This window comes from Streptomyces antibioticus, assembly GCF_002019855.1.
Taxonomy (GTDB): Bacteria; Actinomycetota; Actinomycetes; order Streptomycetales; family Streptomycetaceae; genus Streptomyces; species Streptomyces antibioticus_B.
This window is the reverse complement of the sequence record NZ_CM007717.1, coordinates 3,849,548-3,872,203: the sequence shown is the minus strand read 5'-3', so window position 1 is coordinate 3,872,203 and position 22,656 is coordinate 3,849,548. Positions and strand designations below refer to the sequence as shown.

General features: G+C 73.2%; 25 protein-coding genes. 18 read left to right on the top strand and 7 right to left on the bottom strand.

Annotated elements, in window-relative coordinates; all coding sequences use genetic code 11:
- The first annotated feature begins 3 nt into the window (after window positions 1–3).
- A complete protein-coding gene (locus tag AFM16_RS17275; protein WP_245177718.1) occupies window positions 4–1,005 on the top strand; it encodes an acyltransferase domain-containing protein in 1,002 nt (333 codons plus the stop codon).
- Here the strand turns inward: AFM16_RS17275 and AFM16_RS17270 are convergent.
- A complete protein-coding gene (locus tag AFM16_RS17270; RefSeq protein ID WP_078633846.1) occupies window positions 966–3,413 on the bottom strand; it encodes a multicopper oxidase family protein in 2,448 nt (815 codons plus the stop codon). The genes AFM16_RS17275 and AFM16_RS17270 overlap by 40 nt on opposite strands.
- 125 nt (window positions 3,414–3,538) lie before the next feature.
- On the opposite strand from AFM16_RS17270, the gene fabG reads away from it, so the two are divergent.
- The 10 genes from fabG to AFM16_RS17220 all read left to right on the top strand — a co-directional run bounded on the left by fabG (window position 3,539) and on the right by AFM16_RS17220 (window position 10,799).
- On the top strand, window positions 3,539–4,279 hold the full coding sequence (gene fabG, locus AFM16_RS17265; RefSeq protein WP_078633845.1) for a 3-oxoacyl-ACP reductase FabG: 741 nt from the start codon (window positions 3,539–3,541) through the stop codon (window positions 4,277–4,279).
- A complete protein-coding gene (locus tag AFM16_RS17260) occupies window positions 4,276–5,751 on the top strand; it encodes a peptide MFS transporter (RefSeq protein ID WP_078633844.1) in 1,476 nt (491 codons plus the stop codon). Before fabG ends, AFM16_RS17260 begins: the two co-directional genes overlap by 4 nt.
- 133 nt (window positions 5,752–5,884) lie before the next feature.
- A complete protein-coding gene (locus AFM16_RS17255) occupies window positions 5,885–6,205 on the top strand; it encodes a TcmI family type II polyketide cyclase (RefSeq protein ID WP_078633843.1) in 321 nt (106 codons plus the stop codon).
- Between the two features lie 76 nt (window positions 6,206–6,281).
- Window positions 6,282–6,707 (top strand): cupin domain-containing protein, encoded by a 426-nt coding sequence (locus AFM16_RS17250; RefSeq protein ID WP_030785034.1) that lies wholly within the window; start codon window positions 6,282–6,284, stop codon window positions 6,705–6,707.
- Complete coding sequence (locus AFM16_RS17245; protein WP_030785031.1) at window positions 6,704–7,969, top strand: beta-ketoacyl-[acyl-carrier-protein] synthase family protein; 1,266 nt, start codon at window positions 6,704–6,706, stop codon at window positions 7,967–7,969. The genes AFM16_RS17250 and AFM16_RS17245 overlap by 4 nt, the downstream gene beginning before the upstream one ends.
- Entirely contained in the window at window positions 7,966–9,198 is a 1,233-nt protein-coding gene (locus AFM16_RS17240; RefSeq protein ID WP_078633842.1) for a ketosynthase chain-length factor, read from the top strand. The genes AFM16_RS17245 and AFM16_RS17240 overlap by 4 nt, the downstream gene beginning before the upstream one ends.
- Before the next feature lie 98 nt (window positions 9,199–9,296).
- Window positions 9,297–9,551, top strand: coding sequence for an acyl carrier protein (locus AFM16_RS17235; protein ID WP_030785025.1), 255 nt, complete (start codon window positions 9,297–9,299; stop codon window positions 9,549–9,551).
- 1 nt (window position 9,552) lies between these two features.
- On the top strand, window positions 9,553–10,014 hold the full coding sequence (locus AFM16_RS17230) for an SRPBCC family protein (protein WP_078633841.1): 462 nt from the start codon (window positions 9,553–9,555) through the stop codon (window positions 10,012–10,014).
- The gene (locus AFM16_RS17225) at window positions 10,011–10,346 is read left to right on the top strand and encodes an antibiotic biosynthesis monooxygenase family protein (RefSeq protein ID WP_078633840.1); all 336 of its coding nucleotides are present in this window, start codon (window positions 10,011–10,013) and stop codon (window positions 10,344–10,346) included. Before AFM16_RS17230 ends, AFM16_RS17225 begins: the two co-directional genes overlap by 4 nt.
- Window positions 10,347–10,364: 18 nt before the next feature.
- Entirely contained in the window at window positions 10,365–10,799 is a 435-nt protein-coding gene (locus AFM16_RS17220; RefSeq protein ID WP_078633839.1) for an SCP2 sterol-binding domain-containing protein, read from the top strand.
- Between the two features lie 71 nt (window positions 10,800–10,870).
- On the opposite strand, the gene AFM16_RS17215 is transcribed toward AFM16_RS17220, so the two are convergent.
- A complete protein-coding gene (locus AFM16_RS17215) occupies window positions 10,871–11,611 on the bottom strand; it encodes a SchA/CurD-like domain-containing protein (RefSeq protein WP_037875022.1) in 741 nt (246 codons plus the stop codon).
- A gap of 31 nt (window positions 11,612–11,642) precedes the next feature.
- Window positions 11,643–12,089 carry an anthrone oxygenase family protein gene (locus AFM16_RS17210; protein ID WP_030785013.1) on the bottom strand — a complete coding sequence of 149 codons (447 nt, stop codon included), beginning with the start codon at window positions 12,087–12,089 and terminating at the stop codon, window positions 11,643–11,645.
- A gap of 198 nt (window positions 12,090–12,287) precedes the next feature.
- Between AFM16_RS17210 and AFM16_RS17205 the strand changes: the two genes are divergently transcribed.
- From AFM16_RS17205 to AFM16_RS17185, 5 genes are read left to right on the top strand one after another with little or no spacing between them, the layout of a single operon-like run.
- Complete coding sequence (locus tag AFM16_RS17205) at window positions 12,288–12,755, top strand: anthrone oxygenase family protein (protein ID WP_030785011.1); 468 nt, start codon at window positions 12,288–12,290, stop codon at window positions 12,753–12,755.
- A gap of 24 nt (window positions 12,756–12,779) precedes the next feature.
- Window positions 12,780–13,832: a methyltransferase gene (locus AFM16_RS17200; protein ID WP_078636987.1), complete on the top strand. Its 1,053-nt coding sequence runs from the start codon at window positions 12,780–12,782 to the stop codon at window positions 13,830–13,832.
- 54 nt (window positions 13,833–13,886) lie between these two features.
- Window positions 13,887–14,636, top strand: a complete 750-nt coding sequence (locus tag AFM16_RS17195) for an SDR family NAD(P)-dependent oxidoreductase (protein ID WP_030785006.1) — start codon at window positions 13,887–13,889, stop codon at window positions 14,634–14,636.
- A gap of 1 nt (window position 14,637) precedes the next feature.
- Entirely contained in the window at window positions 14,638–14,949 is a 312-nt protein-coding gene (locus tag AFM16_RS17190) for an antibiotic biosynthesis monooxygenase family protein (protein WP_030785003.1), read from the top strand.
- Window positions 14,946–15,263: an antibiotic biosynthesis monooxygenase family protein gene (locus AFM16_RS17185; RefSeq protein WP_078633838.1), complete on the top strand. Its 318-nt coding sequence runs from the start codon at window positions 14,946–14,948 to the stop codon at window positions 15,261–15,263. Before AFM16_RS17190 ends, AFM16_RS17185 begins: the two co-directional genes overlap by 4 nt.
- 142 nt (window positions 15,264–15,405) lie before the next feature.
- Here the strand turns inward: AFM16_RS17185 and AFM16_RS17180 are convergent, their stop codons facing one another.
- The 3 genes from AFM16_RS17180 to AFM16_RS17170 all read right to left on the bottom strand — a co-directional run bounded on the left by AFM16_RS17180 (window position 15,406) and on the right by AFM16_RS17170 (window position 18,151).
- Entirely contained in the window at window positions 15,406–16,407 is a 1,002-nt protein-coding gene (locus AFM16_RS17180) for a beta-ketoacyl-ACP synthase 3 (protein ID WP_030784998.1), read from the bottom strand.
- Window positions 16,404–17,504 carry a hypothetical protein gene (locus AFM16_RS17175; protein WP_179123284.1) on the bottom strand — a complete coding sequence of 367 codons (1,101 nt, stop codon included), beginning with the start codon at window positions 17,502–17,504 and terminating at the stop codon, window positions 16,404–16,406. Before AFM16_RS17175 ends, AFM16_RS17180 begins: the two co-directional genes overlap by 4 nt.
- Window positions 17,505–17,629: 125 nt before the next feature.
- A complete protein-coding gene (locus AFM16_RS17170; protein WP_030784991.1) occupies window positions 17,630–18,151 on the bottom strand; it encodes a MarR family winged helix-turn-helix transcriptional regulator in 522 nt (173 codons plus the stop codon).
- Window positions 18,152–18,298: 147 nt separating this feature from the next.
- On the opposite strand from AFM16_RS17170, the gene AFM16_RS17165 reads away from it, so the two are divergent.
- Both AFM16_RS17165 and asnB read left to right on the top strand, forming a co-directional pair.
- Window positions 18,299–18,736 (top strand): DUF6069 family protein, encoded by a 438-nt coding sequence (locus AFM16_RS17165; RefSeq protein WP_030784988.1) that lies wholly within the window; start codon window positions 18,299–18,301, stop codon window positions 18,734–18,736.
- 91 nt (window positions 18,737–18,827) lie between these two features.
- A complete protein-coding gene (gene asnB, locus AFM16_RS17160; protein ID WP_078633837.1) occupies window positions 18,828–20,723 on the top strand; it encodes an asparagine synthase (glutamine-hydrolyzing) in 1,896 nt (631 codons plus the stop codon).
- An 81-nt stretch (window positions 20,724–20,804) separates the two neighbouring features.
- Here the strand turns inward: asnB and AFM16_RS17155 are convergent, their stop codons facing one another.
- Entirely contained in the window at window positions 20,805–22,580 is a 1,776-nt protein-coding gene (locus tag AFM16_RS17155) for an AfsR/SARP family transcriptional regulator (protein WP_167797203.1), read from the bottom strand.
- Between the last annotated feature and the right edge of the window lie 76 nt (window positions 22,581–22,656).

The following is a 22,656-nucleotide window of genomic DNA, read 5'->3' as shown; positions in this document are numbered from 1 at the left end:
CTGATGTTCCCGGGAACCGGCGCGCAGCACGCCCGTATGGCGGCCGGTCTGTACGGGCACGAACCGGTCTTCACCCGGGCCGCCGACGCCGTACTGGACCTGCTCGGACCGGAGAGCGGGGCGGTCCGCGCCGACTGGCTGACGCGGGAGCCCGCGCCGCCGCTCGACGCCGACGACCGGGCCGCGCCCCTGCTGTTCGCCGTGGAGTACGCGATGGGCCGGCTGGTGGAGAGCTGGGGCGTGCGCCCGGCCGCGTATCTCGGGCACAGCATGGGCGAGTGCGTCGCCGCGGTCCTCGCCGGGGTGCTCACCCTGTCCGACGCGGTCATGCTGCTGCGGGAGCGGGTCAGGGCGCAGCGCGCCGTGCCGCCCGGCGGGATGCTCGCGGTCGCGGCCACCCCGGCGGAGCTGTCGGGACACCTCGGCGACGGCGTCGTGGTGGGCGCGCTCAACGCGCCCCGGCACACCGTCCTGTCCGGCCCGGAGCGGGCGCTGCGCGCGGTGGAGCGCCGGCTGGCCGCCGACGGCCGCACCAGCCGGCGGCTGGCCACCCGCACCGCGTACCACAGCCCGGCCCTGGACCCCGTGGCGCGGGAGACGGAGACGCTGCTGCGCACGGTACGGCGGGCCGCGCCCCGCCGACCGCTCTACTCGGCCTACCTCGCCCGGCCGGTGCGCGAGGAGGACGTGCTCAGCACCCGGTTCTGGGCGGCGCAGCCGACGGCTCCCGTGCTGTTCTGGCCGACGCTGGACCGGCTGCTGGGCGACGGTGACCGGCTGCTGGTGGAGGCCGGGCCCGGACAGAGTCTGACCGTGCTGGCGCGCGGGCACCGGGCCGTGCGGTCGGGCCGCAGCGCCGTCCTCAGCACCCTCCCGGCGCGGGCCCTGGGCCCCGAGGAGGACCGGCGGGCCGTCCGCGCCGCCCGAGCGCGGCTGGCCGCCGAGGGCCTCCTCGGGGCGCCCGGTCACTCGGGCGTGTTGCCGGTGGACGCGCCCGTCTCGTAGGGGCTGCTCACGCCGTCGTAGGCCAGGTGCAGGACCATGCCGTCCCGGGCGTGGTCCAGGTTGTGGCAGTGGTCCGCCCACACGCCCGGGTTGTCGGCGCGGAACGCGATCTCGTAGCGCTCGCCGGGCGCCACGTTCAGCGTGTCCGTCCACCACGGGCTGCCGTCCGCGCGCTCGCCGTCCCGGGACAGCACCAGCATGCGGTGGCCGTGCAGATGCATCGGGTGGTCGTCGAGGCTGCGGTTCAGGAACGTGACCCGCACCAGGTCGCCCTCCTGGACCAGCAGCGACGGGATGTCCGGGTAGACCGCGTTGTTGACGGTCCACAGCATCATCGGGGCGCCGTCGTAGAAGCCGACGCTGTTGCCGAGGACCATCCGGAAGTCACGGTCGAAGCCGTCGTCGCCCGGGGTGAGGGGGCGCGGGCCGGTGGCGGTGCCGTAGTGGAGCGGGTCGAACAGGGGCGCGTCGGTGTCGGCGGCGGGGGCCTCGGCGGTCGCGTCCGGGGCCAGGATCAGCGACGGGGACTCGCGGGTGCCGTGCGTTCCGTAGGCGCCGTCCTCGCCGCAGCCCTCGAAACCCTGGCTGCCCGCACCGGCGTTGGCGTCTCCCGTCACGGTGAGCCTTACCGCGCCTCGTGGTTGACGGAACGTCAGGTCGTAGCGGCCGCCGCCGGCCACCCGCAGCAGCGTGCCGTCCAGGTCGGTCGGCGCCGACACCTCGTTGCCGTCGATCGCGGCGACCTTGAACGACGTCCCGGTCAGCGCGTACGTACGGGGGCAGTTGTCCGCGTTCACCAGGCGCAGCCGGACCGGCGTACCCGCCGCGACGCGCTCGCGGCGCTCGCCGGTGTCGTCGCCGAAGGCGGTCCGCAGGTCGCCGCCCAGGCCGTTGCGGCCGCTGAGCGCGCCGCCCGAACCGCGCACCGCCGAACCTCCGCCGCGGGTGTCGCCGACGGACCAGGCGTGCGCCACGACGGTGCGGTCGACGCCGTCCGGCGGCGTGGGCTGCCGCGCCTCGTCCGTCACGACCAGGGCGCCGAACAGGCCGCGGGCCACGGCGGAGCTGGACTGCTGGTGGGCGTGGTACCAGAAGGTGCCGGTGCGGTTCGCCCGGAAGCGGTACACGTGCCGGCCGCCGGGCCGTACCGCGTCCTGGGTGACACCCGCCACGCCGTCCTCGGCGTTGGGCACGTCGACGCCGTGCCAGTGCACGGTGACCCCTTCCGTCACGTCCTGGTTCACGAGCGTGACCTCGACCAACTCCCCTTTCTCCACTCGAAGTTCAGGGCCGGGCAGCACTCCGTTGAAGGTGAGCGCGTCCACCGTCTCGCCCGACGCCAGCCGGACCGTCCGCGCGGACGCGGTGAGGGTGAAGCGCCGGTCGGCCGCACCCGTCGACGGCCCGGTCAGATCGGCGACGGAACGGGCCGGGGCGGCGCCGGGCCCCGGGCCGCCTCCGGTGTCGTAGGCGTGGTGGTGGGCGGTGGCCATCCGGTCCGGCAACCGGCTCTCCCGCGCCGCGAGACCGTACCCGCCGGCCACCAGCAGGGCCCCGCAGGTCACGACGGCCAGCGCACGGACCAGCCGCCGCCCGCGCGACGCCGGACGCCACCCCGGCACCCCGACCGCGGCCCGCCGCCGCTGCTGCAACAGCACGAGCCCGCTCGCCGCCAGGGCGAGCAACGTCATCTCCAGCACCAGGAACCCGGTGTACGGCGGCGCCGGCGGATGCAATGTGAACAACGCCCCCAGCCCGACCGCGACCCCACCCACCCGCACAGGCACGACCAGCCGGGGATCGGCGGCGGCGGACCGGGTGACGGGGGTGGGGCTGGCGGCCCCCTGGACCTCGCCCTGGGCCGCGCTCCCGACCTCGGCGGCCGCCGGGCCGGTCTCCGTCAGGGTGGTCGTCCCTTCGCCGGCGGGGCCGGCCAGGCCGAAGGCGGAGGGTACGGGGGCCGGCACGGCGGAGGACGCCGGGGTGGCGCCCTCGGCCTTCGGCCTGCCCGCGCCAGCACCCGCCCCCGGCACACCCGCACCAGCACCCGCCCCCGGCACACCCGACCGGCGCGCCCCCTGATCCCACCCCGTCAGTCGCCAATACGCGGGCACGCTCAGCCATGTCACCACCGCGCCCGCGGCCACCTGTGGTGCGACCGCCAGTAGGAGGAAGTCGGTGGCGCCCCACCAGTCGGTTTCGGCGGCCAGGGCCACGGCGAGGGCGGCGCGGACGGTGAGGGTCAGGAGGGCCGTGGTGAGGAGGGCGAGGCCCAGGCGGGCCCGGCGGCGCAGGGCGCGTGAGTGCGGACGGGTCGCCAGGCGGCGCGCGCCGCGTGCGGCGAACAGCCAGCAGACCGCGGCCAGCACCGCCCACAGCAGGTTCTGTTCGAAGAGGTTCTCCACCATGGGGGCAGCCTGGCCGACGCCCTTCGAGGCTCCCTCGAGGCCGTTCGCCGATCCTCGCCGTGACCGCGGGCCCTCCGCGGTCACGGCGGCCCCGTGCCGTCGCACCGCCGCGCCGGGAGGTACGGATGCAGGAGAACCGCTGTGTACTGGTGACCGGTGGATCGCGGGGCATCGGCCGCGCGATCGCCGTCCGGCTGGCCCGCTCGGGCCATGCCGTCGGATTCTGCTCCCGCGCCGCCGACGAGGCGGCCCTGGAGACCGCCCGGCTGGTCGCCGAGGCGGGCGCGCCGGTCCATCACGTCGTGTGCGACGTCACCGACGCCGACGCGGTCCGCGCCTTCGTGGAGGAGTGCGAGGAGAAGCTGGGTCCGCCGTACGGCGTGGTGAACTCCGCCGGGGTGCTGCGGGACCGTCCGATGGCGCTGATGTCCGCGCGGGACTGGCAGTCGGTCGTGGGCACCAGTCTGGACGGCGCGTTCCACGTCTCCCGGGCGGTGCTGCGCGGCCTGATCTCCCGGCGGGCGGGCGCGATCGTCAACGTCTCCTCGGTGATCGGCGTGTACGGCAACCCCGGCCAGACCAACTACGCCACCGCGAAGGCAGGACTGAACGGTCTCACCCGCGCCCTCGCCAAGGAGGTCGCGCCCTACGGGGTGCGGGTCAACGCGGTCGCCCCCGGGTTCATCGACACCGACATGCTCGACGGCATGACGGACAAGGCCCGTGAGGCAGCCGTCGGCAAGATCGCCATGCGCCGCTTCGGGACCCCGGAGTCCGTCGCGGAGCTGGTGGCGTTCCTGCTCTCCGACCGGGCGGACTACGTCACCGGTCAGGTGGTGCAGATCGACGGCGGTATCTCCCTGTGAGCGGCCCCCCGGCCACCGTCCGCGCCGAGACCGCCCCCGCCGACCGCCCCGTCTGGACCCTGCTGCGCGAACGCTGGTTCAGCACCCTGTTCCTCACCGACATGTGGGAACGCTTCAGCTTCTACGGCATGCAGGCCCTGCTGTTCCTCTACGCGACCGCACCCGAGACGGACGGCGGGCTCGGCCTCTCCGACGGGACGGCGGGCGCACTGTTCGGGCTGTACGTCTCCGCGTCGTTCCTCGCCGCGATGCCCGGCGGCTGGCTCGGCGACCGGGTGCTCGGCACCCACCGGGCGATGCTGACCGGCGCGATCGTCATCGCCGCCGGTCATCTGTGCATGGCGTTCCCGGCCCGCGCCGGGTTCTACACCGGGCTGGCCCTGGTGGCCTGCGGCACGGGGCTGCTCAAGCCCAACCTGCCGGTGATGTTCGACCAGATGAACCCGGGCGCCGACAGCGCGCGGCGCCGGGCCGCCTTCTCGCTGTTCTACATGAGCATCCAGGTCAGCGCGCTGATCGGCCCGCTCGTCACCGGCACCCTCGGGGAACGCGTGGACTGGCACCTGGGCTTCGGGGCCGCCGCCGTCGGCATGCTCCTCGGCGTCCTCCAGTACGTGTGGGGCGCCTCCTCGCTGCGCGGCGCCCGTACCGGCCCGAGCCGGCCGCTGCCGCCCGCCGCGCAGCGCCGCCTCGTCCGTGGCGCGTGGATCGCCCTGGCCGCGGCGGTGCTGGTCGCGGCCGGTGTCGCGGCGGCCGGCGGGGTTCCGCTGCGGCCGGTGCTCGCGCTGTGCGGGCTGGCCTCGCTGGTGCTGCCCGTCGTCGCCTTCCGCCGGCTGCTGCGGGCCGACGGCGGCCTGGACGACGCCGCCCGCGAACGGATCCGCGCCTACCGGGTGGTGTTCGTGCCGTCGGTGCTGTTCTGGGCCATGTACGGCCAACTCGGCTCCGTGTTCTCGCTGTTCGCGCGCGAGCACACGGACCGGGAGATCGCCGGGTTCACGGTGCCCGCGAGCTGGTTCCAGTCCGCGCACCCGCTGTTCCTGCTCCTGCTGGCCCCGCTCTTCGCCTGGTTGTGGCTGCGGATCGGCGGCCGGGCCGGCACCGTACGGAAGTTCTCCGCCGGGCTGCTGTGCGCGGCGGGCGGCTTCCTGGTGCTGGCGGTCGGCGCGGCCCTCGCCACGGACGGCCGTCAGGTGTCCGCGCTGTGGCTGCTGGGCGCCTTCCTGTTCATGACCTGCGGGGAGCTGGTCTTCGGTCCTGTCGGTCTGAGCACCACCGCCGAGGCCGCGCCCGACGGCCACCGCAGCCGCATGATGGGCCTCTTCTATCTGGGCGCCGCGCTCGGCGCCGGCGCGGGCGGCCAGCTCTCGCACCTCGTCGGCGTCCTGCCGCTGTGGGTCTACCTGTCGGGATTCACCGCCGCGGCCGTCGCCACCGCGCTCGCCCTGGCCCGCAGAACCGTTCGAATCTGATGTCGAGTTGGCCTGGACGCCCCCTCAAGGCGGCCGACCCACCATCGAAATCAGGCCGGACGACGCCCCCGCTCAGGCCGAGTCCGAGTCTCCGTCCCTGCCCGTCCCTGTCCCTTTCCCCGAGGGAGAACCCATGGCTCACCGCACCCTCATCGTCGCGCGGATGGACCCCGCCGACGCGGAGAAGGTGGCGGCACTCTTCGCCGAGTCCGACGCCACCGACCTGCCGCACATGATCGGCGTCCAGCGCCGGACGCTGTTCCGCTTCCACGGCCTGTACTTCCACCTGGTGGAGGCCGAGGACGCCATCGGCGACCGCCTCTACCAGGCCCGCAGCCACCCGCTCTACGAGGACATCAACGTCCGGCTCCAGCAGTACATGACGCCCTACGACCCCGCGTGGCGCGAACCGAAGGACTCCATGGCCGAGCCCTTCTACCGCTGGACGCCCTGACCTGCCGCTTCCGCACTCCGCCGCACACCTTCCCCGCCAGACCGGGATCCCCACTCCCCACTCCTGTGGAGCAACCATGCAGACCACCGACCTCATCAAGGTCGCCCTCGACGACGTGGAACCCAACCGCAGGCGCGGGGGCGATCTACGCGTGCTGCTCAGCCCCAAGACCTGCGGTGCGACGTCCGGCTTCATGGGCGTCGGCACGCTGGAGCCCGGCGAGTTCGTCTCCGAGCACTACCACCCGTACTCCGAGGAGTTCTTCCACACCATCCGGGGCCGGATCCTGCTGCGGGTCGAGGGCAGGGAACTGGTGCTGGGGCCGGGGGAGTCCTTCATGGTCCCCATCGGCGTACGGCACCGCATCGAGAATCCGGGCGACGAGCAGGCCCACGTCGCCTTCTTCCTCGGCCCGCTCGCACCCCGCCCCGAACTCGGCCACGTCGACTGCGAGCCGCTGCCGGGCGAGGGGACCCTGCCCGAAGTGGGGGACGCCCGATGACCGCCCGCGCGGTGATCACCGGCATCGGCGTCGTGGCCCCGGGCAGGCCGGGCCGCGAGGAGTTCTGGGAGATGATCGTCAAGGGCCGTACGGCGACCCGGCGCATCACCCTCTTCGACCCCGCCCCGTTCCGCAGCCGGATCGGCGCCGAGGTCGACTGGGACCCCGAGCGGGCCGGACTGTCGTACCAGGAGATCCGGCGCACCGACCGGGCCGGCCAGTTCGCGCTGGCCGCCGCCCGGGAGGCGGTCGCCGACAGCGGCCTCGACCTGGACGCCACCGACCCGCACCGCCGGGGCGTGAGCATCGGCAACGGCGTCGGCAACGCGATCTCCATGGAGCAGGAGTACCGCACCGTCAGCGACAACGGCCGCCGGTGGCTGGTCGACCCCGACTACGGGGTGCCGCATCTGTACTCGTACGTGATGTCCAGCTCCCTGGCCACCGAGGTGGCCTGGGCGGTCGGCGCCGAGGGGCCGTCCACCGTGGTCAGTTCGGGCTGCTGCGCCGGTATCGACGCCGTCGGGTACGCCGTCGACCTGATCCGCGAGGGCTCCGCCGAGGTGATGGTCGCCGGGGCCACGGACGCGCCGATCTACCCGGTCACCGTGTCCTGCTTCGACACCCTGCGCGCCTCCTCCACCAGCAACGACGACCCCGAACACGCCTGCCGCCCGTTCGACCGGCGGCGCAACGGCCTGGTGCTCGGCGAGGGTTCGGCCGTGTTCGTCGTCGAGGAACTGGAGCACGCCCGCCGCCGCGGGGCCCGGATCTACTGCGAGGTGGCCGGGTACTCCGCCCGCGCCAACGGCTACCACATGACCGGACTGCGCCCCGACGGACGGGAGATGGGCGAGGCGATCACCGCGGCGCTCGACGAGGCCCGGATCAACCCGGACGAGGTCGACTACGCCAACGCCCACGGCTCCGGCACCCGTCAGAACGACCGGCACGAGACGGCCGCCTACAAGCGCAGCCTGGGCGACCACGCCTACCGGATCCCCGTCAGCTCCATCAAGTCGATGGTCGGGCACTCGCTCGGCTCGATCGGCTCCATCGAGATCGCGGCCAGCGCCCTCGCCATCGACCGCGGCACGGTCCCGCCCACCGCCAACTACGAGGAACCCGACCCCGAGTGCGATCTGGACTATGTGCCGGGCACCGCGCGCGAGGCGGACCTGGACGTGGTGCTCAGCGTCGGCAGCGGCTTCGGCGGCTTCCAGAGCGCCGTGGTGCTGACCTCGCCGAGGAGGATCGCGTGAGCGCCGTACGTGACCGGGAGAGCGCGCCCGTCATCACCGGTGTCGGGGTCGTCGCCCCCAACGGGCTGGACCGGGAGACCTGGTGGCGGGCGACCCTGGAGGGCAGCTCGGGGCTGGGCCGGATCAGCCGCTTCGACCCGGCCGGCTATCCGGTGACCGTCGCGGGCGAGGCCACCGGGTTCCGCGCGGCCGACCACGCCCCGGCCCGGCTGGTCGCCGAGACCGACGCCATGACCCAGTACGCCTTCGCCGCCGCCAACGAGGCGCTCGCCGACGCGGGCGTGGCCGAGGACTCGCTCGCCGACCTGGACATGGCGGCCATCACCGCCAACTCCTCCGGCGGGGTCGAGTTCGGCCAGCGGGAGCTGCAGAAGCTCTACTCCGAGGGGCCGCAGGCGGTCGGCGCCTACATGTCCATCGCCTGGTTCTACGCGGCCACCACAGGACAGTTGTCCATCCGGCACGGCATGCGCGGGCCCTGCGGGGTGCTCTGCTCGGAGCAGGCCGGCGGCCTCGACGTCCTGGCCCAGGCCCGCCGGGTCCTCGCCAAGGGCACCCGGCTCGTCCTGTCCGGCGGCACGGACGCCTCCCTGTCGCCGTACGGGCTGGTCTGCCAGCTCTCCAACGGGCGGCTGAGCGAGGAGCCGCGCCCCGAGCGCGCGTTCGTGCCCTTCGACCCGGCGGCCGGCGGCTATGTGCCCGGGGAGGGCGGCGCGATCCTCGTCGTGGAGAGCGCGGCCGACGCCCGCGCCCGGGGCGCCGGCCGGATCTACGCCGAGCTGGCGGGCTACGCCGCGACCACCGACCCGCGCCCCGGCTCGGGCCGTCCGCCCGGCATCCGGCGCGCGCTGGAACTCGCCCTCGCGGACGCGGGCACGGCCCCTGAGGACATCGACGTCGTCTTCGCCGACGGCTACGGCGTTCCCGAGCTGGACCGTCAGGAGGCGGAGGCCGTCACCGGCGTCTTCGGCCCGGCGGGGGTCCCGGTCACCGTCCCCAAGACGATGACCGGCCGACTCTACGCGGGTGGCGCCGCCCTCGACGTGGCGGCGGCCGTCCTGGCCCTGCGCGACCAGGTGATCCCGCCCTCGGTCAACGTCCGCCCCGACCCCGCCCACCACCTCGACCTGGTCACCGACCGGCCCCGCGAGGCGTCCCTGCGCACCGCCCTGGTCCTCGCCCGGGGCTACGGAGGCTTCAACGCGGCCGTCGTGCTGCGCGCGGCGTGACCGCAGCGTCCGCCCCGCCCACCGCGCCCTTCCACCCCACCCCGTACGCCGAAACGCGCCGCTTTCCCGGAGGAACGGCCGACATCCAGGAGGAACACATGAGCAGCATCAGCTTCGACGACCTGAAGGCGGTCATCGGCCGTTGCATCGGCGAGGCCGACGGCCAGGAGATCACCGAGGGCGATCTCGGCACGCCCTTCACCGACCTCGGCTACGACTCGCTCGCCGTGCTGGAGATCGCCAGCCAGCTCCAGCGCGAGTACGGGCTGAAGATCCCGGACGAGGCCATCGAGTCGATGGAGTCCCCGCAGGCCGTGATCGACTACGTCAACACCAGCCTGGCGGCGGTCTGACATGGCCCGTACCGACAACGCGATCGTCGTCGACGCGCCCATGGAGCTGCTGTGGGACATGACGAACGACGTCGAGTCCTGGCCGGAGCTGTTCTCCGAGTACGCGGCGGCCGAGATCCTGGAGCGCGACGGCGCGACCGTCCGCTTCCGGCTCACCCTCCACCCGGACGAGCAGGGGCAGGTCTGGAGCTGGGTATCCGAGCGCACCCCGGACCCCGTCACCCGTACCGTGCGGGCCCGGCGGATCGAGACCGGCCCGTTCGAGTTCATGAACCTGTACTGGTCGTACACCCCGACCGAGGCCGGTGTGGAGATGCGCTGGCAGCAGGAGTTCACGGTCCGCCAGGGCCTGCCCTTCGGGGACCCCGAGATGGCGGAGCGGCTGAACACCAACACCCGGCGGGAGATGGCCCGGATCAAGGGGCTGGTGGAGGAGGCCGCGCGGCAGGCGGTGCCGCGGTGAGCGCCGGGCTGCGGGTCCTGCTGGAGATCAGGATCGCGCCCGGCCGCGAGAGCGAGTTCGAGGAGCTGTGGCGCGGCCACGCCGAGGAGGTCCGCCGGCTCCCCGACAACCACGGCCAGCGCCTGTACCGGCAGGCCGGCCTGGACGGCTGCTACACGGTGCTGACCGACTGGACGGACGAGCCGTCGTTCCGCGCCTTCGAACGCAGCGACGCCCAGCAGGCGTACCTCAAACGGCTCTGGCCGATGCGCGAGGGCGGCGCGATGAGCCTGCTGGAACCGCTCCACGAACTGTCCGGCACCGACCTGTCCCGCCACGAAGTGGCCGGCTGAAACGAACGGGAGGAACGCATGAGCACGCAAGCCGAACAGGTGACCGAGCTGATCGAGCTGGTGGAGTCCGTGCCGGCCAAGTCGCTGGAGGCCACGGTGGCCGAGCGCGAGGGCGGTCTGGACGCCGCCCTCACGCTGATCTTCGACCTGCTGGTGTCGGAGTTCAACCCCGAGAAGGCCAAGGGGCAGAAGGGCGTCTTCCAGTTCGACATCGCCTCCGCCGAGGGCCAGAAACTGCACTACGTGCATGTCGAGGGCGGCACCTGCCGCACCGACAAGGGCCTGCACGAGAGCCCGGACATCACCATCGGGATCAAGTTCCCGGACATGCTCGCCATGGGCGTCGGCAAACTGCCCGGCGCGAAGGCGTTCCTGACCGGGAAGCTGAAGCTGCGCGGCAGCCCGCTGATGGGCACCAAGCTGGGCGAGTGGTTCGACCACCCCGAGGTCTGACGGCACCCCTGGCCGCACGGAAACCGCCGCCGGTGCGCACCGGCGGCGGTTTCCGTGCGGAGGACGCGGTGTCAGCCGACCCCCAGCGCCGACATGTGGGCGATCATCAGCATCGCCTGCTCGTGCACCAGCGCCAGATACGCGTCCGGATGCTCGGGCCGCCCGTCGCCCTCCAGATACGGGTCCAGCCACCGCTCGGCGTCCTGTCCGTGACAGCGGTCCGTGAGGTAGCCGACGACGTCGTAGGGATGGCCGTCGTACTGCACGACCCGCACCAGGGCGTCCTCGTGCAGGAACAGCGCCGTGCGGATGATCGACGGATGTTCTCGGGCCAGGGTCAGGGAGGCTTTGCTGTTGACGGTCTTGCGGGACGCGGTCAGCTCCGCGCCGGCGCCGGGCCGCAGCGGGTAGCGCAGCGCGACGGTGCCCAGGGCGGGCCGCTCGTCGGGGCTGTGCTGCTCCAGCACCGTCATCAGACTGCGGTGGAAGTGGCGGCGGAAGCCCTCGGGGGTCTCGGTGTCCCGCAGCTCGGTCAGATAGGGGCTGATCGCCCGCTCGGCCTCGCGCACCCCCTTCTGCACCGACATGTGCTGGGCGACCTGGGCCGCGCCCACGCCGTCGTGATGGATCACCCGGACCAGGACGTCGTCCTGGACGAACAGACCGGTCCCCAGCAGCATCCCCACTTCCGCCCCGGAGGGGTCCCTGATGATCGGGGAGTCGACCCGGGTGAAGGTGTGCGGCGAGAAGACCTCGGTGAGCTCATCCTCGTGACCGGGACGGACGCGGTAGGTGATGGCGTCCAGAGGCATGACGGTTCCTCCTGTCGGAACTCTGGGAACTTCAGCGGGTGGTGAGCACCGTGAAGGTGACGACGACCAGGGCCAGCGCGGCCAGCGCGGTGCGCAGCCGGTGCCAGGCCCGCCACAGCGGACGCGGGTCCTGCCAGGGGCCGTCCGCGGCGAGCGCGCTCAGGGAGCGGTTGATCGGCACATTGCCGAGGTGCGAGACCGCCTGCACCCCGATGAGCAGCACGGAGACCAGCGGGAACAGCACCCGGCCCGGCCCCTCGGCGAGGAAGGCCAGGGCGAACCCGCTGAGCGTCACCGCGTTCACCAGGAGCGGCATCAGCGGGTGGTACCCCTTGCCCAGCAGGGCGTGGGCCCGCAGATAGTCCGCGCGGTCCATGGCGGACATCGCGGGACCCACGCTGACCAGCACCGCCACGAAGACGCCCGTGACGGTTCCCGTTCCGATCAGCACGACCCCGCTCAGCACTTCTTCGAGCATGACGACTCCCGGTCCTGCGGCCTTGGCTGTGGTGTCCGACACCGTGCCCCGGCCTGCTCGATTCGCTGTGGAGCGGTGCTCGACACGAGCGCCGCCCGTGATCGTCAAGCGGTCTTCGAGTTCGCTTCGACCGCGGGCCCGGACAGTCGTGGCAGGTGTTCGCCGCACCGGGCGGCGACAGGTCCGGAGGGTGGAGTCGTGGTCGAGCCGGTTCAGATCCTGCTGCCCGTAGCACTGTTCGCCGGCGGCCTCGCGGCCGGTGGCCTGGCCATATCCGTTCTCGCGGCGCCCCTGTTCACCACCCTGCCCACCGGGATGTACGTGCCCGTGCACAAGGGGCTCGTGACCCGTTTCGACCCGTTCATGCCGGTGTCGCTGCTGAGCTGCCTGCTGTGCGACCTGGCCCTGGCCGCCCTCGGGGACCGGACCGCGGTGCGTCTGCTCGCCGCCCTCGCCGCGCTGCTGCTGGCCGCCGCCATGACGGTGTCGCTCACCCGCAACGTCCCGATCAACCGGTGGCTGTCCACGCTCGATCCGCAGGACCTGCCCGTGGACTTCGACCGGCTCGACCCCCGGGAGCGCTGGATCCGCTGGAACCGGGTGCGCGGCTCGCTCGCCGTCGCCGCGCTGCTCACCAACGTCGCCGCGGCCGCCGTACTCATCTGAGAAGGAGAAGGTGTGGACAACTCCATGACCGCAGTGGTCGGCCCGGCGATGACCGCCGCGCTGCCGCCCCATGTGCGGCTGCTGCTGCTCACCGACGGCAAGCGCATCTCCCGCGTGCTGCACGTCGTCGCCGAACTCGACATCGCCGGAGCCCTCGCCGACGGCCCGCTCACGGTCGCCGCCCTCGCCGAGCGGACCGGCACCCACGCGGACGCGCTGGGCCGGGTGCTGCGGGTGGCCGCCGCGTTCGGCGTCCTCGCCGAGGAACCCGACGGCCGCTACACGCTCACCGACGTCGGCCAGGCCCTGCGCGCGGACGTGCCCGGCAGCCAGCGGGACATGGTCCTCTACAACGGCGACGACATGCTGTGGCGCTCCTACGGCGAGCTGATGCACACCGTGCGCACCGGCCGCCCCGCGTTCGAGAAGGTCTACGGCCACGGCTTCTTCGAGCACCTGGAGCGCGACCCGGCCGCGGGCGCCCTGTTCGACCGGGCGATGACCGGGATGAGCCGGGCCACCTCCCGCATGCTGCTGGACTCCTACGACTTCGGACGCTTCCCGCGCCTCGCCGACGTGGGCGGCGGCCGGGGCCTGTTCCTCGCCGAGCTGCTCGCCCGCCACCCCGGGGTACGGGGCACGCTCGTCGACCGGCCCGCGGTGGTGGACGAGGCGCCCAAGCTGCTGGAGGAGGCCGGGGTCGCCGACCGCGTCGAGGTGGTGCCGGGCGACTTCTTCGACGAACTGCCGGCGGGCCGCGACGCCTATGTCCTCAAGGCCGTCCTGCACGACTGGGACGACGAACGGGCCGCCGCGATCCTGCGCCGGATCCACGAGGCTCTGCGGGAGGTGCCCGAAGGGCGGCTGCTGATCTGCGAGTTCCTGGTCGGTCCCGCCAACGACTGGGACCGCGGCAAGTTGCTCGACCTGGACATGCTCGTCCGGTTCGGCGGCCGGGAGCGCGGCGAGGACCAGTGGCGCGCGCTGCTCGCGACGGCGGGCTTCGAGCTGGTGAACGAGCCGGTCGCCGGGCGCTGGGCGGTGCTGGAGTGCCGCCCGGTCCCCGACGGCCGATGACAACGGACCGATCCGATCGGACGCGGCAGGAGCCGCGAGAGCACGGAGGATGGCATGGAACTTCGACTGGTCGGCAGGAACGCACTGGTCACGGGTGGCAGCCGGGGGATCGGGCGCGCCATCGTCCTGGCCCTGGCCAGGGCTGGCGCCACGGTGGTGACCTGCTACCGGCAGGAGGGCGAGGCCGTCGACAGCCTGGCCCGCGAGCTGAAGGAGATCGGCGGTGACCATGTGCTGGTGCGCGCGGACGTCGGCACCGCCGAGGGAGTGGAACGGCTCCTGGAGGAGACCCGCCGCCGGTTCGACACACTGGACGTCCTCGTCAACAACGCGGGCGTGATCAGCCAGATCCCGTTCGCGAAGCTGCCGTTCGAGGAGTGGGAGCGGGTGCTGACCACCAACCTCACCGGCCCGTTCATGGTCATCAGCAAGGCGCTGCCGCTGCTGCGCGAGGGCTCCTCCGTCATCAACATCGGCTCCCGGGGCGCCGTCGCCGGCATACCCCTGCGCGGCCACTACACCGCGTCCAAGGCCGGACTCGTGGGCCTCACCCGCTCGCTGTGCAAGGAACTCGGCGGCAAGGGCATCCGGTTCAACGTGGTCGCGCCCGGCGTCATCGACACCGCCGAACCCGACGAGCTGACCGACGAGCAGCGGGCCGCGTACAACGAGCGCTATCTGCGCATGATGGCCCTGGGCCGCTTCGGCCGCCCGGAGGAGATCGCCGGCGCCGTGCTGTTCCTGGCCAGCGACCTGTCCACGTACGTCAACGGCGAGACCCTGCACGTCGACGGAGGGGTCTGAGATGGCCGAGGAGAGCGGGCCGTTCCGGGTGCTGCTGACCGTGCGGGTCAAGGCGGGCATGGCGGCCGACTTCGAGAAGGTCTGGGCGCAGGGCAGCGCGGAGGTCACCGCCCAGCCCGCCAACCTGGGGCACGCGCTCGCCCGCAGCGCCCTGGAGGACGACGTCTACTACGTGGTCAGCGACTGGACCGACCGCGAGGCGTTCCTGGAGTTCGAGAGCAGCCCCGGGCATGTGCGCCACCGGGAGAAGCTGCACCCGTACCGTGAGGGCGGCTCCCTGGCGATGATGCAGGTCCTGGAGGGCGTCCGATGAGCACCGCCCCCGGCCGGGTCCGGGTGCTGCTGCATCTGCGGGCGGAGGCCGAGCAGGTGCCGCAGGTCGAGGAGGCGTACCACCTCATCAGCAAGGAACTCGACGGCACCCCGGGTCTGTTGGGCAACGAGCTGCTGCGCGATCTGACCGCCCCCGGCGGGTACGCGGTCCTCAGTGCCTGGGACAGCCTGGCGGCCTTCCGGGCCTGGGAGGAGGGGGCGGCCCACCGGGGCACCACGTCCCCGCTGCGCGCCTTCCAGGACCGCGGCCGTCCGAGCCCGTTCGCCCTGTTCGAGGTGGCGGCCGCGTACTGACGACGAGCACGCACGGCGACGCCGCGGGGAGTCCTCCTCTCCGCGGCGTCGCCGTGCGTGGCGGGCGGCGCGGCCGTCGTACGGCATGAGAACGGGCGCCCGGACCGCCGACCGGCCGGGCGCCCGTTGTCGTGGGCGCGGGTCAGGGGAGCCGTACGACCTGTCCCGCGTAGACCAGGCCGGCGCCGAAGCCGATCAGGAGGGCGAGGCCGCCGGAGGGGGCGCGGCCGGAGGAGAGCAGCTCTTCCATGGCGAGCGGGATGGAGGCGGCGGAGCTGTTGCCGGAGGTGACGATGTCGCGGGCGACGGCGGTGCGTCCGGTCAGGCCCAGCTCGCCGACGACATGGTCGGTGATGAGCATGTTGGCCTGGTGCGGGATGAACGCGTCGAGCTGGTCGGCGGTGACGCCCGCCAGCTCCAGCATCCGGTGGGCGGCGGGCACGAGTTCCTCGGTGGCCCAGCGGTAGACCTTCCAGCCGGACATGGTGATGGCCGGCCGGTCGTCGGGCCGCCGGCCGGTGCCGTCGTGCCAGGGGGCGGTCATCTTCAGGGCCGCGTTGCGGGTGCCGTCGGCCCGCCAGACGACGGGGCCGACGCCGGGCTCGTCGGAGGGGCCGAGGACGACGGCGCCCGCGCCGTCGGCGAACAGGAAGGCGGTGTCGCGGTCCTGGTGGTCGAGGATGTCGGTCATCCGCTCGGCGCCGATGACCAGCACGTACTCGGACCGGCCGAGCCGGACCAGGTCGGAGGCGAGGGCGACGGCGTGGCAGAAGCCGGCGCAGGCGGCCGAGACGTCGAAGGCGGCGGCCCGTGCGGCGCCCAGCCGGTGCGCGACCTCCACGGCGACGGCGGGCATCTGTTCCATCGAGGTGATGGTGGCGACGACGACCGTGCCGAGCTGGTCGGCGCCGATGCCGGCGGCGGCCAGGGCCTTCTCGGCGGCGGCCGTCGCCATGGCGGGCAGGGTCTCCTCGGGTGCGGCGTAGCGGCGGGACCGGATGCCCGAGCGGCGTTCGATCCAGTCCGGGTCGAGCCCGGTCCGTTCGGCTATCTCGCTGTTGGGGACCGACCGCTGCGGCCGGTGCACGCCGACCGAGAGGATGCGGCTGTGGCGCAGGACCTGGGTGTCCTGGATCGCTGTCATGACTGTCCTTCGGATACGGACGGGCGGGCGGGACGCGGGGCGGTGCGCGCGGCGGCGTTCGCGGCGGGGGCGCGGTTCCAGCGGGTCGTGCCCCAGGGCTTGTACGTCGAGACGGCGGTCATGAAGACCAGGGACAGCAGCGCGAGGAGGGCGGTGCCGCTCATCGCCCAGCCGACGCCGTCCAGCCGGCCGCCGCGGACGGGCGCGCCCTCGTCGACGAGCGTGTTGGCCTCGAGGATGAGCTGATGGATCACGGAGAAGCCGAGGATCATCACGCCCATCGTGAGGAAGAACTTCGTGGCCACCCATCTGCGGCGCAGCAGGCCCCACTTGGTGCCCGCGCTCACCACGACTCCGCTGATCAGCGCGAACATGCTGGTCATGCCGAGGAAGATCTCGTCGAGCAGCGACATGGTGCGGTACATCGCGGCCTGGAGCTCGGCGTCGTGCGTGGTGGCTCCGGTCACCGACATGGCGAACATCCCGGTCACCAGGCCCAGCCAGCCGACCGAGATCGCCACATGGACGGTGAGGACCGCCTTGCGCAGCCGCGGGGAGATGGTCCGGCTGCGGTCGCGGACCGCGGCCATCCAGCGGTTCACGGAGGGGACGTACATCAGGACCAGGCCGATGACGGACGGGATCAGGCTGGCCACGGCGAGGCTCGCCTGGAGCGGGCCGACCAGCGGCCGGCCGCCGAGCTGGGCGAGGCCGAGGCCGGTGAAGACCAGGCCGAGGGACGTGAAGATGGTCAGCAGCACCCGGCCCCACTGGCGGCCGGCCCGGAGCATCTCGGCGAAGAAGCCGAACAGCGCGCAGAAGGCGATGGTCAGGGCCAGGTCACCGGTGGTCGCGGCGCCGGCCACGCCGGTCTCGACCTGGTGCCTGATCTCGAAGACGTTGCTGGCGATCGCGGCGAGGGTCGCCACGATCACCATGAGGTAGGCCCAGCCGACGGCGGCCGGGGGGCGCAGGGGCGGGGCCGTGGAGTCCTGCCGGGCAGGGGGCCCGGGGGCCGTCGTCGCGGTGCGGGGCGACCGGCGGTCGCCCCGTGCCTTCGGGGGCTGTGCCCCTGTGGTCCGGTCGGTCGTGCTCACCGTCGCGCCTCCTTCGGGACCGGGCGCGAACTCCCCCGCGGCAGCGGGGCTCCGACGCGCCGTCGATGCGGGGTTCTGGCACCGTCAGCCTCGCCGGGCGGTCTCGAAGCTCACTCGAAGGGCGGTCAGCCGCCCGCCGCGTCGTCCAGCGCGTGCACGAACTTGGTGAGCAGCCGCGCGAACTCCTCCTGTTCGGCCGGGTCCCAGTTCTCCAGGACGGTGGCGTAGAAGTCCTGGCGGGTGCGGTGGGCGGCCGCCACCGCGTCCTGGCCGGCCGCCGTGAGCTCCAGGCAGCTACGGCGTCCGTCCTCCTGGGAGGCGACGCGGCGCACGAATCCGGTGCGGACCGCGTCGGCGACGATCCGGCTGGCCCGGGACGGGTCGATGGCGAGGCGGTCCGCGACGAATCCCACGGTCACGTCCTTGTTGCCCTCGCCGGTGCCCTCGTCGACCGCGTCGACCACCGCCAGGGTGCTGAGGTCGACCGGCTCGGACATGCCCTGCACGACCGGTCGCGCCAGGGTGCGCCGGGACTGCCGCCGGCGAATGCGGATCAGTGCCCTTTCCACGGCCGTCAGCACCTCGGGCCGGGCGGGCGGGTGTTCCGTCGTCGTCTCCGCGTCCTCGGAGGTGTTCGCAGCGCTCACGTGTTCAACGGTACCCGCATGTATGTGGGGCGGACAGCGTTGGGTCCCGAGCAATCATGTGCTAACGTCATACATGTGTCATTAGCAGCAATCCTTGGCGGCAATCCTTGGCCGGTCGGCCGTCGTCCCGTTCCCCAGGAGGTCCGGATGTCCGCAACCCCCGCCCGTTCCGGCGCGCGCGGCGACAGCCGGGTGCGCGTCCGCGCGCTCGCCGTCGTCGGCGCGGTCCTCGCCGGCGCCCTGATCTGGCTCGTCGCCCACGGCCCGTTCGACCTGGACCTGCGGGTCCCGGACGGCCCCGGCTCCACGTCCACCAGCGAACTGCCGCTCACCGTCGTGGTCGTCTCGGTCGCGGTGGTCTCCCTGCTGGGCTGGGGCCTGCTCGCCCTGCTGGAGCGCTTCGCGCCCGGCCGCGCGCGTACGGTCTGGACCGTCCTCGCCGTGGCGGTGCTCGTGCTGTCGCTGTTCGCCCCGCTGTTCGCCGAGGGGCTCTCGGCGGGCAACCGGATCACCCTGGTCCTGCTGCACCTCACGGTCGGGGCGTTCCTGGTGCCCGCCTTCCGCCGGGGAGCGGCGCCGGAGTGACCTTGGGTCCATCGCTCCTCCACGCCGTTTCGAGCGCCCCGGACGACGGTTGCGGCCGACGCAACTCACCGGACACGGAAGGGGATTCCCCATGTGCGGCATCGCAGGCTGGGTGGTCCGAGAGGGCGGACCGGGCCGAGAGGACCCCGGGCTCCCGGAGGGCATGGCACGGACGATGTCCTGCCGCGGACCGGACGACCGGGGCGTGTGGCGGGACGGGCACGCGACACTCGTCCACACCCGGCTGGCCGTCATCGACGTACCCGGCGGCCATCAGCCGATGACCGCGGCCCGCCCCGGCGTCCCGGTGGACGGCCCGGCCGACGGGGAGCAGCCGCTCGCGGTCCTCGCCTACAACGGCGAGGTGTACAACTTCCGTGAGCTGCGCGCCGAGCTGGCCGGCCGCGGCCACCGCTTCACCACGCGCAGCGACACCGAGGTGGTCCTGCACGCCTATCTGGAGTGGGGCGAGCGGTGCGTGGAGCGCCTGGAGGGCATGTTCGCCTTCGCCGTCTGGGACCCGCGCCGCCGCAGCCTCTTCCTCGCCCGGGACCGCTTCGGCATCAAGCCCCTCTACTACGCGCCGCTCGCCGACGGCCTGGTCTTCGCCTCCGAGCCCAAGACCCTGCTGGCCCACCCGGCGGTGCGGCCCACGGTCGACCTCGACGGCCTGCGCGTGCTGTTCTCCATGGCCCGCGCGCCCGGCGAGAGCGTCTACCGCGCCATCCGCGACCTGCCCCCCGGCCACACCCTCGTCCACGGCGAGGGGGGCACGGTCCTGCGCCGCTACTGGCAACTGGAGGCCCGCCCGCACGAGCACGACCTCGACACCACGGTCCGCACCGTGCGCGAGCTGCTCGAGAGCAGTGTCGCCCGCGAGCTGGTCTCCGACGTGCCGCTGAGCGTCCTGCTCTCCGGCGGGCTCGACTCCAGCACGGTCGCCGCGCTCGCCGCCCGCGCGCTCGCCGCGGAGAACGGCGGGCGGGTGCGCACCACCACCGTCACCTACAGCGGATACAGCGACAACTTCCAGCCCGACCTGGTGCGCAGCGCCCCCGACGCGCCCTATGCGCGCGCGGTCGCCGACCACATCGGCGCCGACCACCTGGAGATCGAGCTGACCACGGCGGACCTCATCGCCCCGGCCGCCCGCCGGGCCGTGCTGCGCGCCCAGGACATTCCCGCGCCGTTCGGCGACATGGACACCTCCACGTACCAGGCGTTCGCCGGGGTGAGCCGGCACTCCAAGGTGGCGCTCACCGGCGAGAGCGCCGACGAGATCTTCGGCGGCTATAGCTGGGTGCACATCCCCGACCTGGCGTACGAGGAGCAGTTCCCGTGGGTCGCCTTCGAGCAGTGGCACCCCGGCACCCGCGAGGGCCTGGGCCAAGGGCTGCTCTCCCCGGCCTTCAAGTCCCGCCTGGACATGGGCTCCTACTACGCCGAGCGGTACGCGCAGGCCATGGCTGGCATCCCCCGGCTGCCCGGTGAGGACACCGAGGAGCGCCGGGCCCGCGAGGTCTGCCACCTCCACCTCACGCACTGGCTGCCCCGGCTGCTGGAGCGCAACGACCGGCTCAGCATGATCTCCGGCCTGGAGGTGCGGGTGCCGTTCTGCGACCACCGCCTCGTGCAGTACGCGTACAACATCCCCTGGCGGCTGAAGACCTTCGACGGCCGGGAGAAGAGCCTGCTGCGGGCCGCCGCCGCGGACCTGCTGCCCGAACAGGTGCTGGAGCGGCCCAAGGCCCCCTTCCCGGTGAGCCAGGACGCCACCTACACCAAGGCCCTGCACCAGGAGTTCGCCGAGGTGCTGGCCGATCCGGCGGCGCCCGTACGGCCGCTGCTGGACCTGGAGGCGGCCCGTGCCGTCATCACCCCCGAGGGCGAGGCGGCCGCCCAGGACTGGCTGCACCGGATGAACGTCGAGATGGTCGTCCAGGTCGACCGCTGGCTCCGGGACCAGGGCGGCGTCCTGGATCTGTGAGGGCGCACGCGACGGCGCGCCGGGCGGCACGGGACCGGTGCTCCCGTGCCGCCCGGCGCGCGCCCGCCGCGGGCGAGGCCGTCAGGCGTAGGCGGGTGCCACCCGTAAGGCGGTGCGCAGCAGCCGGGGCAGCCGGTACTGGAAGAAGCCCTCGGAGGGCGAGCAGCCGACGGACAGCTCGACGTCGAGGAGGAACAACTCGACCAGTTCCTCCAGGAGTTCCTCGGCCTCGATGGTGCTGCGGCCGAGGACCGAGGCGACCTCCTCCACCGTCACCACGTTCTGCGGCCGGGCGGCGAGCTTGCCGAGCGTCTCGCGCAGACCGGGGTCCAGGCAGCCGCTGCGGCGGATCAGACGGTCGCAGGGGTGGGTCCGCTGGGCCGCGGCCGTCTGCTGCCGTTCGCGGTTCATCCAGTCGATGAGCCGCCACACCGTCCAGTGCGGCCGCAGCGCCAGCAGATTCACCGCGTCGAGCACCGGTCCGGGCAGGTGGTCGCAGAGGTCGAGCAGCGTCCGCAGTCCGGGTTCGTCGGCGAGCTGCGGACCGCGCCCCAGCGTGGCGCGGCACAGGTCCACTGCGTCCTCCGCGCGCAGCGGGCCGATGTCCACGCGCATCCGGATACGGCTGCCGCTCAGCCGGCGCAGCCCGGCCACGAGGACGGCCGAACCGGAGTCCGCGGGCAGCAGATCGGTGATCTGATGGCTCGACGTCACATCGTCGACCACCAGCAGCACCCGGCGGCCCGCGGTCCACGCGCGCAGCAGCCGGGCCCGCGCGGCCCGCCCCTCCGGCAGCTCGGCGCGCCGGTGCCCGGCGGCGATGAGCACATCGGCGAGCACGTCCTCGACCGGCCGGGGTGCGGCCGGGTCGCCGAAGGAGACGTACAGCCGGCCGTCGGCGAAGACGTCCCCGAGGCGGTGGGCGACCGCCACGGCCACCGCCGTGCACCCCGCCCCGGGTGGCCCTCCGACGGCCACGCACATCGGGCCCTGTCCTTCCGGGTACTCGGTGAGCGCCTTGCAGACCTGGGCGCACTCGGTCCGCCTGCCGATCAGCGGGACGTGGGCGGGCAGGGTCACGGGCGGCTCGCCGCCCGGCGCCGTGGGCACGGTGAGCTGCCCCTCGGGCAGGTCGAGCCGGCTGTCCCCGGCCAGCAACTGCTGGTGCAGCCGCTGGAGTTCCGAGCAGGGTTCCAGACCGAGCTCCCTGGCCAGGACACCGCGCAGCCGCTGGAACACCTCCAGTGCCTCCGGCCGCCGGCCGGCCCGGTGCAGGGAGAGCATCAGCTTGGCGTGCAGGCCCTCCCGGGTGGGGTTGTCCGCGGCCAGCGCGGTCAGTTCGCTGATGAGCTGGTGGTGACGGCCGAGCAGCAGATCGGCGTTGATGCGCTGCTCCAGGACCTCGTAGCGGCGCTCCTCCAGCCTGAGCGCGTCGATGCCGACGACCGGGCCGGGGGTCATGTCACCGAGAGCGGGCCCCCGCCATACGGCGAGGGCCCGCTGGAGCAGGTCGGCGCCGTCGGCCACGGCGCCCTTCTCTATGGCGGCTCTGCCCCGGTCGGCCAGCTCCGCGAACTCCTGGGTGTCCAGGCAGCCGTGCGGTCCGGAGAGCTGGTAGCCGCCGGGGGTGGTCACGAGCGCGTGGCCGGTGGCGGGGGAGCCCGGCTGCTGGTCGGAGAGTCCGGGCAGCTTGCGCAGTTGGTAGATGTACGTCTGCAAGGTGGTCGCGGCGCTGGACGGCGGGCGCTCCTCCCACAGTTCCTGGACGAGCTGGTGGAGCGGGACTGTGGAGTTGGTCCGCAGGGCCAGCAGCGCCAGCACCTGTCTGACCTTGGGGGCGGACGGCGTGACATCCACGCCCCGATGGACGACCTGAAGCGTTCCGAGCAGCCCTATCTGGAGCACTGACCCTCCCGTTTCGCTTGCATCGTTC